General features: G+C 51.8%; 15 protein-coding genes. 11 read left to right on the top strand and 4 right to left on the bottom strand.

From position 1 onward, the window contains the following. Positions 1 to 89: 89 nt before the first annotated feature. Entirely contained in the window at positions 90 to 1148 is a 1059-nt protein-coding gene (locus tag JWZ98_RS01625) for a hypothetical protein (protein WP_205452783.1), read from the bottom strand. Positions 1149 to 1346: 198 nt separating this feature from the next. Here JWZ98_RS01625 and JWZ98_RS01620 point away from each other — a divergent pair, with 198 nt between their 5' ends. Together JWZ98_RS01620 and JWZ98_RS01615 are read left to right on the top strand one after the other, a co-directional pair. Then, entirely contained in the window at positions 1347 to 2072 is a 726-nt protein-coding gene (locus tag JWZ98_RS01620) for a DUF1566 domain-containing protein (RefSeq protein ID WP_084153405.1), read from the top strand. A gap of 65 nt (positions 2073 to 2137) precedes the next feature. Beyond that, positions 2138 to 2971, top strand: a complete 834-nt coding sequence (locus tag JWZ98_RS01615; protein ID WP_033158522.1) for an alpha/beta hydrolase — start codon at positions 2138 to 2140, stop codon at positions 2969 to 2971. Between the two features lie 217 nt (positions 2972 to 3188). Here JWZ98_RS01615 and pgi read toward each other — a convergent pair whose 3' ends face one another. Next, entirely contained in the window at positions 3189 to 4826 is a 1638-nt protein-coding gene (pgi, locus tag JWZ98_RS01610) for a glucose-6-phosphate isomerase (RefSeq protein ID WP_171696783.1), read from the bottom strand. A gap of 312 nt (positions 4827 to 5138) precedes the next feature. Here pgi and JWZ98_RS01605 point away from each other — a divergent pair, with 312 nt between their 5' ends. The 4 genes from JWZ98_RS01605 to JWZ98_RS01590 all read left to right on the top strand — a co-directional run bounded on the left by JWZ98_RS01605 (position 5139) and on the right by JWZ98_RS01590 (position 8010). Continuing rightward, the gene (locus tag JWZ98_RS01605; protein WP_205452782.1) at positions 5139 to 5732 is read left to right on the top strand and encodes a hypothetical protein; all 594 of its coding nucleotides are present in this window, start codon (positions 5139 to 5141) and stop codon (positions 5730 to 5732) included. 133 nt (positions 5733 to 5865) lie between these two features. Further along, the gene (locus tag JWZ98_RS01600; protein WP_033158519.1) at positions 5866 to 6762 is read left to right on the top strand and encodes a multicopper oxidase; all 897 of its coding nucleotides are present in this window, start codon (positions 5866 to 5868) and stop codon (positions 6760 to 6762) included. A gap of 60 nt (positions 6763 to 6822) precedes the next feature. Beyond that, the gene (locus JWZ98_RS01595; protein ID WP_033158518.1) at positions 6823 to 7245 is read left to right on the top strand and encodes a YqaA family protein; all 423 of its coding nucleotides are present in this window, start codon (positions 6823 to 6825) and stop codon (positions 7243 to 7245) included. A gap of 3 nt (positions 7246 to 7248) precedes the next feature. Further along, entirely contained in the window at positions 7249 to 8010 is a 762-nt protein-coding gene (locus JWZ98_RS01590) for a hypothetical protein (protein WP_205452780.1), read from the top strand. Between the two features lie 82 nt (positions 8011 to 8092). Here JWZ98_RS01590 and JWZ98_RS01585 read toward each other — a convergent pair whose 3' ends face one another. Beyond that, positions 8093 to 8623: an MOSC domain-containing protein gene (locus JWZ98_RS01585; protein WP_205452778.1), complete on the bottom strand. Its 531-nt coding sequence runs from the start codon at positions 8621 to 8623 to the stop codon at positions 8093 to 8095. Between the two features lie 125 nt (positions 8624 to 8748). Beyond that, a complete protein-coding gene (locus JWZ98_RS01580; RefSeq protein ID WP_205452777.1) occupies positions 8749 to 9012 on the bottom strand; it encodes a hypothetical protein in 264 nt (87 codons plus the stop codon). A 651-nt stretch (positions 9013 to 9663) separates the two neighbouring features. On the opposite strand from JWZ98_RS01580, the gene JWZ98_RS01575 reads away from it, so the two are divergent. From JWZ98_RS01575 to JWZ98_RS01555, 5 genes are all read left to right on the top strand, one after another. Continuing rightward, positions 9664 to 12471 (top strand): valine--tRNA ligase, encoded by a 2808-nt coding sequence (locus tag JWZ98_RS01575; protein WP_205452775.1) that lies wholly within the window; start codon positions 9664 to 9666, stop codon positions 12469 to 12471. A 4-nt stretch (positions 12472 to 12475) separates the two neighbouring features. Continuing rightward, a complete protein-coding gene (locus JWZ98_RS01570) occupies positions 12476 to 13918 on the top strand; it encodes an HDOD domain-containing protein (RefSeq protein ID WP_205452771.1) in 1443 nt (480 codons plus the stop codon). A 3-nt stretch (positions 13919 to 13921) separates the two neighbouring features. Then, positions 13922 to 14716 (top strand): response regulator, encoded by a 795-nt coding sequence (locus JWZ98_RS01565; RefSeq protein WP_033158512.1) that lies wholly within the window; start codon positions 13922 to 13924, stop codon positions 14714 to 14716. Positions 14717 to 14873: 157 nt separating this feature from the next. Further along, the gene (locus JWZ98_RS01560; protein WP_171696795.1) at positions 14874 to 15413 is read left to right on the top strand and encodes a PAS domain-containing protein; all 540 of its coding nucleotides are present in this window, start codon (positions 14874 to 14876) and stop codon (positions 15411 to 15413) included. Positions 15414 to 15416: 3 nt separating this feature from the next. Next, entirely contained in the window at positions 15417 to 16886 is a 1470-nt protein-coding gene (locus JWZ98_RS01555; RefSeq protein WP_205452769.1) for a methyl-accepting chemotaxis protein, read from the top strand. The last annotated feature ends 35 nt before the right edge of the window (positions 16887 to 16921 follow it).

The following is a 16921-nucleotide window of genomic DNA, read 5'->3' as shown; positions in this document are numbered from 1 at the left end:
TCAGAATCCCGGCAACCTTGCTAAATCCGGGTAACGAGCTGCTTGTCCAAGTTGCAGCTAAGCGTTAGCTCCACAACCTCCATGCGCTTTCAGAATCGAGCCCGCAGGCGCAGCGGAACGAAACCGAGTAAAGCAGAACCAAACAACCAGATGGCGCCGGGTATGGGCACAGCAGCAATCGGATTTAATAGAAAGGCCCGTTGCACGCCGTTCGCGGTGATCCCCACCCCAACGATTTGTCCACTATTGTTGACATCGTAAGCCGTCATCAGCGTCCAACCGATATTGGCTGCAATCAGTGTGTTCAAGTCTGTCATGACGCCATTGAGTGTAACGAACGCACGTTTGGATCCACCAAAATTGTCGCCGAAATATCCCACGGCTTGTCCGGCATTATTGATACCGAATGCCTCGCTGCTATAGCCGGACAAACCTATATCAACCATGTGGTCATCAAGCGTTGTAATGAAAGCGTGCTTTTCATTGTTGGTGACATGGGATGTGCCGGCCACCTGACCGAGGTCGTTGATGGCATAACCTCTGCTGACACCCCAGGCAAAAGCGCCCAGATCCACCATTTGACCATTACGGGTAATAAAAGCGTGACCTCCATTAGGCGTTTGACTCTCGCCAGTGACCTGACCACTATTGTTGATCGCATTCCCCGCACTCCATTGGCCACCATTCAAGGTTCCCAGATCAGTCAAGCTGCCGTTACCGGCAATAGTGGCTCGTTGATTGCCCTCGGCATTCCATGCACTGCCGACTATTTGCCCGGCGTCATTGATGCCGTAGGCCACACTGGAATAAGGACTGCCGCTGAAACCACCGATTATTTGGGTGACACCATTACTGTGCACTATGCCGCGCCCGGCAGAATTGCCCACCACCACACCGCTTGAATTGATCCCGGTAGGGTTTGCATATCTGGGTACGGACAGCCAGCTCACACTATTGTTTTTGTAAACAAAGCTTTCACCATCCCCCGTAAAACCCAGAACATGCCCGGTATCGCTGACAGCGCGCGCCCCCGAATTGACTAACGGGCTCTCCGGCATGAGATCCACCAGAGTATACAAAACACTGGCGTGTGCCGGTAATACCGGCAGCATTAAGCCCAGGGCAAGGCATTTCAGACTGCGTTTCATTGTAAATTCCTCTTGAAATTATCGCTCTAATAGTTGAATTAAAAATACATGTTAACAAAACTTCCTAACGCGCCAACACCCTACTCCGGTAGGGTTCCCTGGCTACACGCACCTTCCGATAATGCTCCTTAAGCTCGGTGCCGCTAGGCAGGTTTACGAGTATTTACATGCCTTCGATAACTAACTTTTTGGAAAAAAATGATGAAACATAAAGCTATATGCGCCGGGTTATCCGCGCTCTGCACGCTAGCGACGGGTAGCGCCGAAGCCCAGTTGTTCGACCGCGGCGGCGGCCTGATCTACGATAGCGCGCAAAACGTCACCTGGCTGGCGGACGCCAATTACGCCAAAACCAGCGGCTTCGACGCCGAAGGCAAGATGAGCTGGCAAAACGCCGTGGCCTGGGTGGACGGTCTCAGCTACTCGGACAGCGTGCGCGGCACCACCTACAGCGATTGGCGCTTGCCGACCTTCAACGACCTGGGCGTGCCCGGTTGCGACTATGGATACAGCGGTAGCGATTGCGGATTCAACGTCTCCACGGCCAGTTCGGAGCTCGCGCATCTTTATTACGGCGACTTCGGTAACAAAGGCTCCCTCGATTCGCGTGGCGGGCCGCAGTCCGGCTACGGCATCGTCGACGATCCGGCAACTGCCGCCGACGAAAGTCTGTTCAGCCATATTCAATCCTTTGGTTATTGGCTAGGCACCAGTTACGCTGGCGACGCCAGCAAAGCCTGGTACCTGAGCACCGCAACCGGCATGCAAAACTACATCAGCAAAGGCACCAATTATTACGTCTGGGCGGTGCGCGACGGCGATGTCGCGGCGGTACCGCTGCCCGGCGCCGCTTGGCTGTTCGGCGCGGGTCTGGCCGGTTTGCTGGCTCGCGGCAAGCGTCGGCAAAATCATCGCCCCCTGTAATTTCCCCAGGAATAACCATCGTGAAGCACACCCAGCGCTAATTCAACTGACAGAGGAAGCGGCCGATGAAATTTAGACCATCCATAACGGTCAATTTTCTGCTATGGCTAATCGCGCTAAGCGGCTGCGCCGCCACCATCCCCGCCATAACAACGGCAGAAGTCGCCGGCCGGCAGGTGGAATTTGCGCTTAGCAAACACCAGACTGTACCAGTCATCTTCGAAAACGGACTGGGCGGGGCTTTAGAAGGGTGGGCAGAAATTTATCCGACGATAGCGCGCGATAACACGGCCTTGGTTTACAACCGTGCCGGCTACGGGAATAGCGAAGAGGCGGCCACTGCGAGGGACGGCCGGCATATTGTCGAAGAGTTGCGCGGATTGCTTGTCAGCCAAGGCCTAACGCCGCCTTATGTGCTGGTGGGGCATTCGCTGGGCGGGCTGTATATGCAATGGTATGCCCGGCATCATCCAGATGAAGTGGCGGCCTTGATTCTGGTTGATTCCACTCATCCTGCTCAACTCAAAGGCGCCGGGGCAATCGAGAACTGGCCGCTCTGGGTGCGCTGGCTGTTCGATTTGATGACATCGGCAACTGCCGAACAAGAGCTGGCCGCTCTGGACCTGACCGGTGACGAAGTATTGGCCGCCCCGCCCTATAGCGGCGGACCGATCATAGTGCTGAGCGCTGCGCAACCTCTTAAGGATACCTCTGAGCTGGCGCTCGACGCCAATCAAAAACGCAAGGATATTGCGCGGCTATATCCGGGGGCAATTCAACGCTGGGTAGATAGCGGTCACGTCATTCCACTGGAGAAGCCGGAGTCCGTCATTTCCGCAATCCACGAAGTCTTGTTGAGCAAACAGCCGAATGACACCAAGCCTAATGCGTTACCCTAAGCGGGATTATGCTCAGTAGTAACTCAGCCTAGCTTTTGTTTTTATCAATTTGTGCGCCTGTGAGCGGCGCGACCCGGAAGGTTAACCAGACAGAGCATGCTTGAATGGGTTAAGACACCTGAAGGCTGCGAAAATATGCTGCAACCTTCAGGTTTAGAAAACGGCTTGCCCACCAAAGACAGAATGTGCGTTTTCTAAAACAGCCTACTGTGTAAGCTTATTTGCGCAGGCGTTTATAAGCGTTGATCAAGCCGTTGGTGGAGCTGTCGTGGTCTGTGACCATCTCGTCGTTTTTCAGCTGCGGCAGAATCGCCCGCGCTAACACTTTCCCCAATTCCACACCCATTTGATCAAAGGAATTGATATTCCAGATCACGCCTTGTACGAAGATTTTGTGTTCGTAAAACGCAATCAAAGTACCCAAGGTTCTGGGGGTCAGCTTTTTGAATAAAAACGAGTTGGATGGCTTGTTGCCTTCGAAGATTTTGGAGGCAATCAGGGCGTCATCCAGATTGGGTTCATGGCTTAAATCCTCCCTAACCTCCGCCTCGGTTTTACCGCGCATCAGCGCTTCGGCTTGGGCCAGGAAGTTGGAAATCAGAATATCGTGGTGGTCGGGTAGGTCGTATTGGCTTTGCGCGGCCGCCAAGAAATCGCCGGGAATCAGCTTGGTGCCCTGATGGATCAATTGGAAAAAGGCATGCTGACCATTTGTACCGGGTTGGCCCCAGATAATCGGACCGGTGTTGTAATCGACTTTTTCACCGTTGATGGTAGCACTTTTGCCGTTACTTTCCATGTCGCCCTGCTGGAAATAATCGGCAAAATATTTCAAGGACTGCGCGTACGGCAGAATCGCGTAGGTTTCCGCTTCGAAAAAGTTGTTGTACCAGATGCCCAGCAAGCCCATGATGACCGGGATGTTTTTTTCGAATGGCGCACTGCGGAAATGTTCGTCTGCGATATGCGCGCCCATCAGCAATTCTTCGAAATTGTCCATGCCTATGTATAGGGCAATGGACATGCCGATCACGGACCACAGGGAATAACGGCCGCCGACCCAGTCCCAAAACTCGAACATGTTCTCCGGGTCTATACCGAACTCCTTGACCTTTTCGACATTGGTCGAGATCGCCACGAAATGTTTGGAAATATTGGCCGGGTCAACCGCCGCTTTTAAAAACCAGTTACGCGCCGACCGGGCGTTGGTCATCGTTTCCTGAGTCGTAAATGTTTTTGACGAGATCAAAAATAAGGTAGTCTCGGGGTTGAGCGGTTTCAGGGTTTCCACGATGTCGGTTTGATCAACATTCGAAACGAAGTGGGCTTTCAAACCGTCTTTACCGTAAGGCGCCAATGCAGTATCGACCATTTTCGGCCCCAAATCGGAACCGCCGATGCCGATGTTGACGATGTCGGTAATAGTCTTGCCGGTGTAGCCGGTCCAGGCACCGGAACGGACTTGTTCCGTAAATACCCGCATTTTCGCCAACACTTTATTAATTTCCGGCATCACGTCCTTACCGCGAAACAATACCGGCTTGTTGCTGCGATTGCGCAAAGCGGTATGCAAGACAGCGCGTTTTTCCGTGGTATTAATAATGGAACCGGAAAACATGGCTTCGGTCTTGGCGGAAAGCTCCGCGCGGCTTGCCAATTCAATCAACAAAGGCAAAGTTTCTTCGGTAATTAGATTTTTAGAGAAATCGAACAGCAAATCGCCAAATGTCACGGAAAACTTGTCGAAGCGTTGCGGATCTTTATCGAACGCATCCTTCATGCAAAATTTGCCGGCAATCTCGCGGTGATGTTGCTTAACGGCATTCCATTCGGCAGAGTTTATTAATTTGGACATATTGTTGTTATTTAATTAACCGGATAGGGGGATATTTCAGTAGACCTGAACAGGCAGAGGCAATTTAAAGGGATGATTCATAACCCCATTATAAGGATTGTCTTTGATTGCTGACAAAAAAAATTACAGCTTGAATCGATCATCTCAACTACGGCACGATAGCCTTTCTTTGGCTAGGGCGATGTGCTAGAGTTAAGCGCTGTTTTGATCGAAATCAGGCAGTTACGTTCGCCAATGATTTAAACATGTTCATGTATAACCACATGAAAAATAATAAAAACTACAGCATTTATTAACACGGGAAGGGTATTTATGAGAAGCTCTCGCATATTAAGAAACGGTTTACTGGGCTTGTTGGGCCTGATTTTTTCATCAGCAGTATTGGCACACGGTGGCGCCGCGGGTACTGATACTGACCAATGTAAGTTCGAACTGGAAAAAGATCACTGGATCCATTACACCGCCTACCAGCCAAACGCTTACCCGGCTGAAGAGTTCTGCGGCAATATTCCCGATATCAACACATTGACTCAATTGGTCTTCGACTATCAAGACCAACGCTATCGCGGCATGGCTATCGAATTTGAAGTGACCAAAGAGCCTGAAGGCAAACGGGTTTTCTTCCAAGCAGCCGAAAAACATAAATCAGGCACCGTCATTCTGAACCTGCCACAAGGCGTGCCGGAAGCCGGCAAACATTTGATTCACATCACGCTACTGCAAGATAATGGCGAAAGATTGGATGCACACATGAGCTTTAAAGCCGGTGCGGGTCAACCGACCAGCAAAGGTAGTTATGCCTTGTATGCATTGGTGTTGTTCGCTGGCTTGTACGTCCTTTATCTGTCTAACGCCGGTTTCAAACGCAAAGTTGACGGCATAATTGGTAAAGCGAAAGAAATCTAAGAATTACGCCGCAAGAACCGTTATTCCGCCTATGCTGCGCGGCGGAATAACGTCATGTCCGGCAGCCTTGTCAATCAGAACTATCGCGGCATAATCCACGCTATACACGAAGCCCCTTTGAGGTAATGCAATAATGTTCAAATTCGTATCACTTGCCACACTGGTCTGCGCCTTATCTGTGACTGCTGCGTCCGCAAAAGAAATGCAGGATCACAATCAGATGATGAACCACGGCGACGGCCATTTGATGGATATGGATGGCGGCATGGTCATGGGCCAGAACACCGACACCTTGCCCGGCGGCTGCGACAAAATTGCCGCAACCAAGGAAATTACCGTGCATGCCGGGCACAAATATTCCGAGAAATTCCCCGGCACCATGTTTGCGTTCGATCAGCAGGAGTTTCAATTCGAACCTTGCACCAAACTGACTGTACATTTCGTCAATGAAGATGAAATCCGTCATCAATGGATGATGCACGGATTACCCAAATATTTGTACCCCAAAGGCATGTTCCATTTGGAAGTCAGCGGTCCCGGCAAAGTATCCGGCACGCTAATCCTACCGCCGGGCGACAAAACCTACTTAGTGCATTGCGACATCGCGCAACACATGGAAAAAGGTATGAAAGCCCAATTGAAGGTCGGCAAAGGCAGCGAGGACTTGCCCAGCATTCCTGGGGTAACCGCGGCGATTTTCCCGGATGATTACAGCGGCAGACCCTACGATCCTAAACTCGACGCGCCAGCTCCCAGCACACCCGTGGCAGCCCCAGTAGTGGCAGCGGCACCTGTGCCTGTTGCCGCAGTCGATGATTCGATTGTTTCCGGCACCACCGTAGTCGGTTTGGCTATCGGTTTTATTGCCGCACCTTGGCTGGCAAAACGCTTTAAAGGCATGAGCGCCGGCGAAATTGTTGCTACCGTACTGGAGCAAGTCGCTCACGCTGTTGGCTATGTCATGCAACTGATCGGCAAGCTGATCAAAATGGTATCCGGCAAAAACGTCATCGCCTTACCGGACAAATAAAGACTAAGCAAAAAGCCCCTGAAACAGTAGTTTCAGGGGCTTTTTTTATGAGCCAAACAAATGCAGTTAGAATCGCTCGGCCCTCTGGGATTATTTATCAGCGCTTTCATTTCGTCCACCGTCGCACCCGGCGGTTCGGAAGCCGTACTGGCCTACCTGGTTAACAGCCAACAACATTCCGTCAGCCAGTTGGTCGCTATCGCCAGTATCGGCAACACCTTGGGCGCCATGACCACCTGGTGGCTGGGCCTATGGGCTGCCAAAAAATATCCCGCCGAAGCGTTAGCCAAGCAACATCAAAAATCGCTAAATACCGTGCGCCGTTGGGGCAGTTGGGCCTTGCTGTTTTCCTGGCTGCCGCTGGTCGGGGACGGCCTGTGTTTTGCCGGCGGCTGGCTGCGCCTTTCCATCCTATCCTCGCTGTTGGCGATTTTTTTAGGTAAAGTGTTGCGTTATATCGCCGTCGCCTACGCCTTTGTCTAAGCCATGAGTTTGTTTTCCTTACCGCACTTCCCCGCCGTCAATACAGTCGCTGAGCACAATAAACGCGATTATCAGATTGCCGCGTTTACCTTTGTCACCACCACCATCTGTTTGACGATGGACGGCTTCGCGCCGCAATTTATGCAATACGTTCTGGCGTTTTTCGGCTGGCTGTTTTTGATAGCCTGGTTGCGCGGCGAATGCAAATATGTGCGCACCCAAGTAGCCGTAGCGGTAACCTTTGCGGTGATCGGCGAATACTTCGCATCCGTGTACATGAAAGGCTATATCTACCGCTTCGGCAATGTTCCGGCTTACGTACCGGCCGGCCACGGACTGGTGTATCTCACCGCCGTCGCATTGGGCCGCTCCGGACTATTTCAGCAACACGCCCGCCGCATTGCGGTTTTGGTTGTGGCGGCTTGCGGCACCTGGGTGGCGTGGGGGTTGAGCGGCCTCGGGCGATTAGACATCATCGGCGCGGTGCTGTTTGTGGTGTTCTTGGGCTACTTGTTCAAAGGCCGCTCGCCCATGGTTTACTTGGGCGCGTTCTTTATCACCTCCTGGCTGGAAATCGTCGGCACCAGCGCCGGGACTTGGGCTTGGGCCGAGATTGATCCCGCCTCGCACCTGCCGCAAGGCAACCCGCCTAGCGGTGTAGCGGCTTGGTATTGCTTAGTCGATGCGGTGGCTATTGCCGGGGCGGGGCCGGTATTGCAGGCCTTCACCAAAACAGCAATGGTGTTGCAGCGGCAAAGGGCGTGACCGTTGCAGGCTGAGTCGAGCGAAACGATACCCCGCAAAACGCCTTCAATGCTGGGTTTCGCGCTGCTCAACCCAGCCTACATTATTCCACATGCCGGATCGCGTTCAAGCGCACCCGGTGACCTACTCGAATCGCGCCACCCGCCAAAATTCGCGCCGTCATCCCACCATGTCCGCGTAGCGCGTTATAACTCCCCATCCCCAATACGGCAGCCATTTTCGAGCACGGATCGCAAGGCCCGGTGACTTGAATAATCACCTGATCACCCACGGCCCATTCCAACACAATATCCGGGAACGGCGAGCGCATACCGATAAGGTTGAGTCCCGAAACCACGAGATTGCGCCGTAGCCGACTCGGTTCCAATTCCGCGAGTCCACACCAGTTGGCGACAATGGGTAAATGCTCGGCTTGAAACAAAGTCAGTTCGCGTTTTGACGATTGCCTACCGGAACGAGCGGCGTTTGCCCGCCGGTCGCCAATCAATCCACGCCCCGGCTCAGCGCGGGCTTCATCGACCACAACCGCCGGCTCGCCGCGCGCCGGACGCAAAACGATGGTTTCGATTCGGCCTTCCGAAGCGTATTGTTGGGTGAGGTCGCGGAGAATCATGATCGGGTAGATATGTGGTAGGTGCGATAGCCCTGTAGGCTGGGTTGAGCGATAGCGATACCCAGCAAAAGGCCTTTAATGCTGGGTTTCACACTGTTCAACCCAGCCTACAGTCCTACGAGTTCTCAATTTAAGCTCCATTTGTACATTTCCTTGAAATCCTCAAAACACGTTTTACAGACCCAATAAGTTTCCTCGTCATCGGACCACCCCTCGTGTTCGATGCCTGGGCTATCAATGTCCGATATTTTCTCCCAGCAGAATTCGCAATGATCGTGATCCCACTGCGGATGAGTTCTTGTCCATTTCTTCAGGGACCACTTGTAGTGGCTATAGAAGGATGGTTCCTTGCCAAAACTCAATCGCCAGTCATCTTTCTCAATCGTCATTGGTCCAGCCTTGATAAGCTCTAACGTTCGCCTTGAGAGGTCAAGGGAAGTGCGCAGCGCTTTCCGAGATCTCTCTAAAAGGCGTTGTTAGGACCTTTAATCGGACAGATTTCCTGAAGCCAGTAACCAGAAGACTCCTTGGGTAAAGTGTACTGGAGTAAGGCTGGATCGATAGCTAATCCTTGTGAAGCGAAATACGTTGCTAGCTGAATTCGGCGTCGTCGAAGTAATGCGGCACAAGGCAACACACGGTAGTCCTTTTTATGCGCATGTAAATGCTCTCTTGCGGTGACTGCTCGCAGATGCCTCCAAACTCTGCACTCAGATAATCGCCACCACTGGACCTTCAGCAATCGAAGGCCATGATTCAAATTTGGGTGCTTGCGAATAAAGCTATTCATAGACCTAACAAGTAATTTAGTAGTTTCCGTATATCATCAAGGAAGCGATGATATATGTTTGTGCGTTACGCTAACAATAACTTTCCTGCGCCAAAGCAAGCATCCTCTATCCGATAGGCAGGTCACTGCCAAACAGAAATATCGACAACAACCTGACCCTTCACCCGTGATGGGTTTAACTCTATCCCCTCGCGCATTTACGGTTAAAATACTAACCCTAATTTAAACCCCAGCTCATCCAACACAAAACATGGAAAAAACCTATTCCCCGCACGCTATCGAACAACGCTGGTATCAACTTTGGGAAGAGAGTGGCTACTTTGCGGCCAAGCAAGATGGCGAGTCGTATTGCATCATGATTCCCCCACCCAACGTCACCGGCAGTTTGCATATGGGGCATGCGTTTCAGGACACCATCATGGATGCGCTGACTCGTTATCATCGGATGAAAGGTTACAACACCCTCTGGCAACCCGGCACCGACCATGCCGGTATCGCCACGCAAATGGTGGTGGAACGCATCATCAACGCCGACGGCAAAACTCGCCACGACCTTGGCCGCGAGGCGTTTATCGAGAAAGTCTGGGAATGGAAGGAAGAATCCGGAGGCACCATCACTCGCCAGTTGCGGCGCATGGGTTCGTCGCTGGATTGGGAGAAAGAACGCTTCACCATGGACGACGGCATGTCGGACGCGGTGCAGGAAGTGTTCATCAAATTGTACGAAGAAGGCCTGATCTATCGCGGCAAACGTTTGGTGAACTGGGACCCGGTATTGCACACCGCCGTTTCCGACCTGGAAGTGCTGTCCGAAGAAGAAAACGGTTCGATGTGGTATATGCGTTACCCATTGACCAATGGTACCGGCCATTTGTTGGTGGCAACCACCCGCCCGGAAACCATGCTCGGTGACGCGGCCGTGGCGATTCATCCCGATGACGAACGTTACAAACATTTGCTAGGCGAATTTGTCGAACTGCCGCTGACCGGTCGCCGCATTCCGATTATTGCCGATGAATATGTCGATCCTGAATTCGGTACCGGTGTCGTAAAAATCACCCCTGCCCACGATTTCAACGACTACGAAGTCTGGTCGCGACACAAACAAATCTCGGCCATCGCCGACCTGCCGCATGGCGGCTTGATCAATATCTTTACCGTCGATGCGGCGATACGCGGCAACGACGACGGCTTTACGATTATTCCTGATGCCTATATCGGCCTGGACAGATTCGAAGCCCGCAAGAAAATCGTCGCCGATCTGGATGCGCAAGGCTTACTGGAAAAAATCGCCGACCACAAGTTGATGGTGCCGCGCGGTGACCGTACCGGCGCGGTGATCGAACCTCTGTTGACCAACCAGTGGTACGTGAAAATCGCCCCGCTGGCTAAACCAGCCATCGAAGCCGTCGAAACCGGTGCAATCAAATTCGTGCCGGACAACTGGAAAAACACCTATTTCGAGTGGATGCGCAACATCCAGGATTGGTGCATCTCCCGGCAAATCTGGTGGGGCCACCGTATCCCGGCCTGGTACGACGACCAGGGCAATACCTATGTCGGCCATTCCGAAGCGGAAATTCGCGCCACGCACGGCCTGGCTGCTGATTACCCGTTGAAGCAAGATGAGGACGTGCTGGATACCTGGTTCTCGTCGGCTTTATGGCCGTTCTCGACCCTGGGTTGGCCGGCACAAACCCCTGAATTGGCGAAACATTATCCCACCAGCGTATTGGTCACGGGTTTTGACATCATCTTCTTCTGGGTAGCCAGGATGATCATGATGGGCCTGAAATTCCAAGGCGAAGTGCCGTTCAAGGAAGTCTATATCCATGGCCTGGTACGCGACGCCGAAGGCCAGAAAATGTCCAAATCCAAAGGCAACGTGCTCGATCCGATCGACATCATCGACGGCATTGACTTGGAAGCCTTGGTGGCCAAACGTGTGTCCGGCATGATGCAGCCGCATCTGGCTAAGAAGATTGAACAAGCCACCCGCAAGCAATTCCCGGACGGCATTCAATCCTTCGGTACCGACGCGTTGCGTTTTACTTTCGCATCCTTGGCATCGACTGGCCGTGATATTCGTTTCGACTTGCAGCGCACCGAAGGCTACCGCAACTTCTGCAACAAATTGTGGAACGCGGCGCGTTACGTGCTGATGAATACCGAAGAACAGGATAACGGCATCGATTGCGCGGAATGCACTTATAGCCAAGCCGACTTGTGGATTCTGTCTCGCTTGCATCGCACCATCGCTACAACTACCGATGCAATCAATAGCTATCGCTTCGATTTGGCCGCGCAAGCGATCTACGAATTTACCTGGAACGAATACTGCGACTGGTATTTGGAACTGGCGAAAATATCGCTGCAAAGCGAAGATGAAACCTTGCAACGCGGCACTCGCCAGACTTTGCTGAAAGTGCTGGAAACGGTGCTGCGTCTGGCACATCCAATCATGCCCTTCATCACCGAGGAAATCTGGCAGCGGGTTGGGCCGTTGGCTGGAGTAACCGCCGCCACCATCATGTTGCAGCCGTATCCGGAAAACGACAACACTGCCATCAACACCGATGCCGAATCCCAAGTTCAGTGGGCAATGGACTTCATCCTCGGCATTCGCCGGATACGCGGCGAGATGAATATTGCCCCCGGCAAGCCTCTGAATGTGTTACTGCAAAACGGCAGCGCCACCGACCAGGCCTACCTGAAAGAAGGCGAAAACTATCTGTTGAAACTGGGTAGACTGGAAAGTATTACCTGGCTGGCGGCGGACGACAATACACCGGAATCGGCGATTGCCTTGGTCGGCGACATGAAAATCCTAATTCCGATGGCCGGCCTGATAGACAAAGACGCCGAATTGGCCCGACTGGAAAAAGAAATTCAACGTATCGAAAAAGAACTACCGCGCATCGAAGGCAAACTCGGCAATGCTGCGTTTGTCGACAAGGCGCCGCCGGAAGTGATTGACAAAGAACGCGAGAAATTGGCGGGCTTGCAATCATCCTTAAAAAGCCTGAACGAGCAATTCGCCAAAATCAAAGCCTTGTAAACATATGACCCCCACCGGCACCGCGCAAAAGCCACCGCAAACTCTGGACGAATGGACAGAGCTGCTACGTGTGCAGGAAATGCCGATTTTCTCCAACACCGCGCATAACATCTACGCGGCGTTGGACGACAGGCATAAGGGGGCCATCGAGCTGGCGACGGTGATTCTGCAAGATCCCAACCTCACCGCCAAACTGCTTAAGGTCGGTAGCAGTCCCTATTACAATCCATCCAAGCAAAAGATGAGCACCGTATCGCGGGCCATTGTCGTGCTGGGTGCAGAAGTGATACGGGAACTGACCCTGGCCTGTTCGTTTTTCGAAGCGATGCTGTCGTCCACCAACAAGGACAGAGCCAATCGGGAAATTGCACTGGCTCTGCACGCTGCTGTGCAAGCCAAAGACTTGGCGCTGAGCATGGGTGACACATCGCCCGAGGAAGTGTTTATCGCGGCCCTGCTGCACAATATCGGCCATATAGCCTTCTGGTGCTCCGGCAATCCGCAATCCAAAAAAGTCCACGAACAAATCGAAAAAAGCGGGTTAAACAATCGCGAAGCCGAGAAAAAAGTCCTGGGCTTTACCTTGCAGGACTTGGGCAAAAAACTGAGTAAATCCTGGTGTCTTAGCGGTTTAATCGAAGAGGCCATTGCCAAACCGGATTCCACGGAGAAGCGCGTACAAATGGTGCAATTGGGTCATCAGATCTGCGCGGCGCTTAAATCGGGCAAAGACTCGGAAGCAATGCAGGCTTGCCTGGCAAAAGTTGCTGAATTTTCCGGCCTGCCGCCGGCAACCCTAAAAGCCAAGATCGACAAAAACACTTTGGAAGCGGTGCACATCGCTCGCCAATTCGGCGCTAACGACGCCTCCAAATTCATCAGCACCGAAGCTATCATCGCCAAATTCGAAGACGCTGAAGAGGAAAAGGCCGATAAGAAGCAGCTGCAATTTCAAATTTTGCAGGATATCAGCAGCCATATCAGCGGCCAAATCGATCTAAACGGCCTGTTTGAGATGGTGCTGGAAGGCATACATCGCGGTGTGGAAATGGACAGAACTTTGTTCATGCTGCTCAGTCCGGATAAACAGACGCTAAACGAAAAATTTTCCTTAGGCTGGCATAAAATCGGGCTTGACCAAAAAATCCGTATTTACAATTCCGAAGCCTCCGCGAACTTACTGTTTCACGCCTTGCAACAGCAAGAAGGCGTCTGGCTGTTTCCCCAGCAGCATCGCGAGCTTTACACGCCGCAAATCCGCCAGCATATCGGCGAATACGAGTGCTTTGTTTTCCCGGTTTATGCGGAGAAAAAGACCGTGGGGCTCATTTATTGCGACCATTCTATTCATGGACTACCCTTAACGCGCGAGGACTTCACCGCAGCCAAGCATTTTGCCAAACAAGCGCATATCGGCTTAACCCTATACTGCATGAAAAACCACTAATCCATGACAGACTATCAGCTTGCCAATCTTCAGGTTTTTCTCGTCGAACCGTCACATACTCAGCAGCAAATCATCTCCCATTTTTTACATGCTTGCGATATCAACGACATTACCTGCCTAAATACCGGCGCGGAGTTGTTCGAGCGTTTACAGCACTCCCGGCCCGATCTGATTATCAGCTCGATGTATTTGCCCGACATGACCGGCGTGGAGTTGGTAACCTCGCTTCGCAAACACGACGAATCCTACGAAATGGCTTTTTTGCTGATTTCCAGCGAGACCAATATCAAATATCTGGAACCGATCCGCCAGGCCGGCGCCATCGCCATATTACCCAAGCCGTTTACCCGTCAGGCCCTGGAAACCGCCCTGCATTCCACGCTGGAGTATGTTCGCCCGGAAAAACTTAACCTCACCCATCTGGACATAGAGGACCTAAGCGTGCTGCTGGTGGACGACAGCGAATTCTCGTTGAAATACTTGACCCGGGTTTTCGAAAATATTGGCGTTGGGCAAATTGTGACCGCTCATGACGGCAAACAAGGGCTGCAAATGTTCAATCAGCAGTATTTCGATCTCGTAGTCACCGACTACAACATGCCGCAGATGGATGGCCTACAACTGGTCGATCACATTCGCAACCATTCCGAACGCGGCTCGGTACCTATTTTGATGGTCACCAGCGAGCAAAATGAAAGCCGCCTGGCGGCGATCGAAAAATCCGAAGTCTCCGCCATACTAGACAAGCCCTTCGAAGCCACTTCAATCAAGCGCCTTCTGATTAATTTGCTCAATTGAGCTAATCTTGTGTGGCGAGCGAATACCCCACAATATGCACGGCTATGAGAATTGCGGATCGAATCAATGTCCGATGCGGCCACCATCAAGCTCATCCGGTTTTCGCGCAAAATATGCCAGGAATGACCACCAATAGCCCCAAATTAAGGTACGGAATATGAAGCCGACTATCACGCCTAACAATAACGAAAAAAAACTCGCGGACGATGATTTTATCGTTTCCAAGACCGACACCTCTGGGCGGATCACTTACGCTAATCGCATTTTTATGGAAATCGCCGGCTATCCGGAACACCAATTGCTGGGCATACAACACAACATCATCAGACACCCGGATATGCCGCGCGGCGTGTTTAGATTTATGTGGAATACCTTAAAAGCCGGTGATGAGTTTTTCGGGTTTGCCAAAAATCTATGCCGGGATGGCGGATTTTATTGGGTATTTGCCAACATTACGCCGGATTATGACAAGGACGGTAAATTGCAGGGTTACTATTCGGTGCGCCGTAATCCGCCCCGTAACGCACTGGGGGTCATCATACCGATTTATCAGGAAATGTTGGCCATCGAGAAACGCCATTCAGTCAAAGATGCCCCGGATAAATCGCTGGAATACCTATTTGACGTGGTTCAGCAATCCGGCGCTAAAAATTACAACAGCCTGGTGCTAAGCCTTTACAAGCCCAACGGAGTGTAAGCCATGAATTCAAATGCCAATATTCCGTTTTTAAGAACCAAGCTGAATTATGCGGTGGCAGCCGTTATATTTTTTACTGTTGCGGCATTCGTCTACACGCTTATCACGCATGGCTTTTCCTGGCTCATGCTTGGCTTGCTGCTGCCGTTGCCGGTGATAGCTCTGGATGCCTGGCACGCCGGCAAACAATGCCTGCTGGTATTAGAGCGTATAGAAGAAGTGCTGAGACACACTAATCAAGGCCAACTCTATCATCGCGTCACCAAAACGCGAGGCATGGGCGAAGTCGGCAAAATAGCCTGGGAGCTCAATGAGACCTTGGACATCATGGAGTCTTACTTCAAAGAAATGAACTCCTGTTTCCAGCACGCAGCCGAAGGCAATTATGACCGTTATGCCTTGGTTGACGGGTTTCCAGGCATACTGAAAAAATCGGCGAAGAATATGAACGACGCCATCAAATTAATGGATGAAAACGACAAATTGACGATCAAGCGGCGTTTATCGGCCGGTCTGCATGCGCTCAACACCAACAATCTGCTCAACAATCTGAAAGGCAATCAGAGCGACTTGCTCAATATCACCGAGCAAATGCAGAAAGTAGAAAATATTGCTGTGGAAACGGGTGAAAACGCCAACGCCAGCCTATCGGCAGTGGAAACCATCAGCAACTCTCTGTCCGACATCAATGCCAATGTACATTCGGTGTCGGATGTGATCGGTGCGCTGATTAACGACAGCAAAAAAATTACTGAATCCTTATCAATGATTACCGGAATTGCCGATCAAACCAACCTGCTGGCCTTAAACGCCTCCATAGAAGCGGCACGCGCCGGCGAGCATGGACGGGGCTTCGCGGTAGTCGCGGACGAAGTCAAAAATCTCTCCGAGCATACCAAGAACGCCGCTTTGGAAGTCTCCAGAACATTGAAATCGTTTAATAAGCGAGTCGAACAAATGCAAATCGAGGCAGAAAGTTCGTCATCGCTGTCACAAGAGATACTGGCTCAGGTCAACTCCTTCCGCCAGCAGTTTTCCAATCTCTCGCAGTCGGCAAAAATTTCGGTCGATTACATTTCTTATGCAAAAGACAAATCCTTCGGCGTCCTGGCCAAACTGGATCATGTGGTTTACAAACAAAACGGCTATGTGGCGATAGAAACCTTCAGCGAGTGTCCGCATCACCAAGCCATCATGGTAGACAACCATAATTGCCGGTTAGGAAAATGGTATTACGAAGGACTGGGCTATGAAAAATTCCGCTCGACCGGCGCTTACGCCAAATTGAATCAGCCGCACGCCGAGGTGCATAGGACGACGCAAAAGGCTTATGAAGTCTCTCGATCCAAATGGGTGGATGATCCAGGCATGCTGGATGAGATCATTCGGCAAATGCAACTGGCCGAGGCCGCCAGCGCCGAGGTGATGCAGTATATCGACGCGATGGTGGAAGAAAGGCATAAAAACATATAGTCCACCGCTTTACAGAATCGCCGTAGCGCAAGTCG

This window comes from Methylomonas sp. EFPC1 (assembly GCF_016925515.1).
Taxonomy (GTDB): domain Bacteria; phylum Pseudomonadota; class Gammaproteobacteria; order Methylococcales; family Methylomonadaceae; genus Methylomonas; species Methylomonas defluvii.
This window is presented reverse-complemented; position numbering and strand designations above follow the sequence as displayed.

Coding starts and splice junctions, on each gene's coding strand:
- JWZ98_RS01625 (WP_205452783.1), bottom strand. CDS start 1,148: ATGAAACGCAGTCTGAAATGCCTTGCCCTGGGCTTAATGCTGCCGGTA.
- JWZ98_RS01620 (WP_084153405.1), top strand. CDS start 1,347: ATGATGAAACATAAAGCTATATGCGCCGGGTTATCCGCGCTCTGCACG.
- JWZ98_RS01615 (WP_033158522.1), top strand. CDS start 2,138: ATGAAATTTAGACCATCCATAACGGTCAATTTTCTGCTATGGCTAATC.
- pgi (WP_171696783.1), bottom strand. CDS start 4,826: ATGTCCAAATTAATAAACTCTGCCGAATGGAATGCCGTTAAGCAACAT.
- JWZ98_RS01605 (WP_205452782.1), top strand. CDS start 5,139: ATGAGAAGCTCTCGCATATTAAGAAACGGTTTACTGGGCTTGTTGGGC.
- JWZ98_RS01600 (WP_033158519.1), top strand. CDS start 5,866: ATGTTCAAATTCGTATCACTTGCCACACTGGTCTGCGCCTTATCTGTG.
- JWZ98_RS01595 (WP_033158518.1), top strand. CDS start 6,823: ATGCAGTTAGAATCGCTCGGCCCTCTGGGATTATTTATCAGCGCTTTC.
- JWZ98_RS01590 (WP_205452780.1), top strand. CDS start 7,249: ATGAGTTTGTTTTCCTTACCGCACTTCCCCGCCGTCAATACAGTCGCT.
- JWZ98_RS01585 (WP_205452778.1), bottom strand. CDS start 8,623: ATGATTCTCCGCGACCTCACCCAACAATACGCTTCGGAAGGCCGAATC.
- JWZ98_RS01580 (WP_205452777.1), bottom strand. CDS start 9,012: ATGACGATTGAGAAAGATGACTGGCGATTGAGTTTTGGCAAGGAACCA.
- JWZ98_RS01575 (WP_205452775.1), top strand. CDS start 9,664: ATGGAAAAAACCTATTCCCCGCACGCTATCGAACAACGCTGGTATCAA.
- JWZ98_RS01570 (WP_205452771.1), top strand. CDS start 12,476: ATGACCCCCACCGGCACCGCGCAAAAGCCACCGCAAACTCTGGACGAA.
- JWZ98_RS01565 (WP_033158512.1), top strand. CDS start 13,922: ATGACAGACTATCAGCTTGCCAATCTTCAGGTTTTTCTCGTCGAACCG.
- JWZ98_RS01560 (WP_171696795.1), top strand. CDS start 14,874: ATGAAGCCGACTATCACGCCTAACAATAACGAAAAAAAACTCGCGGAC.
- JWZ98_RS01555 (WP_205452769.1), top strand. CDS start 15,417: ATGAATTCAAATGCCAATATTCCGTTTTTAAGAACCAAGCTGAATTAT.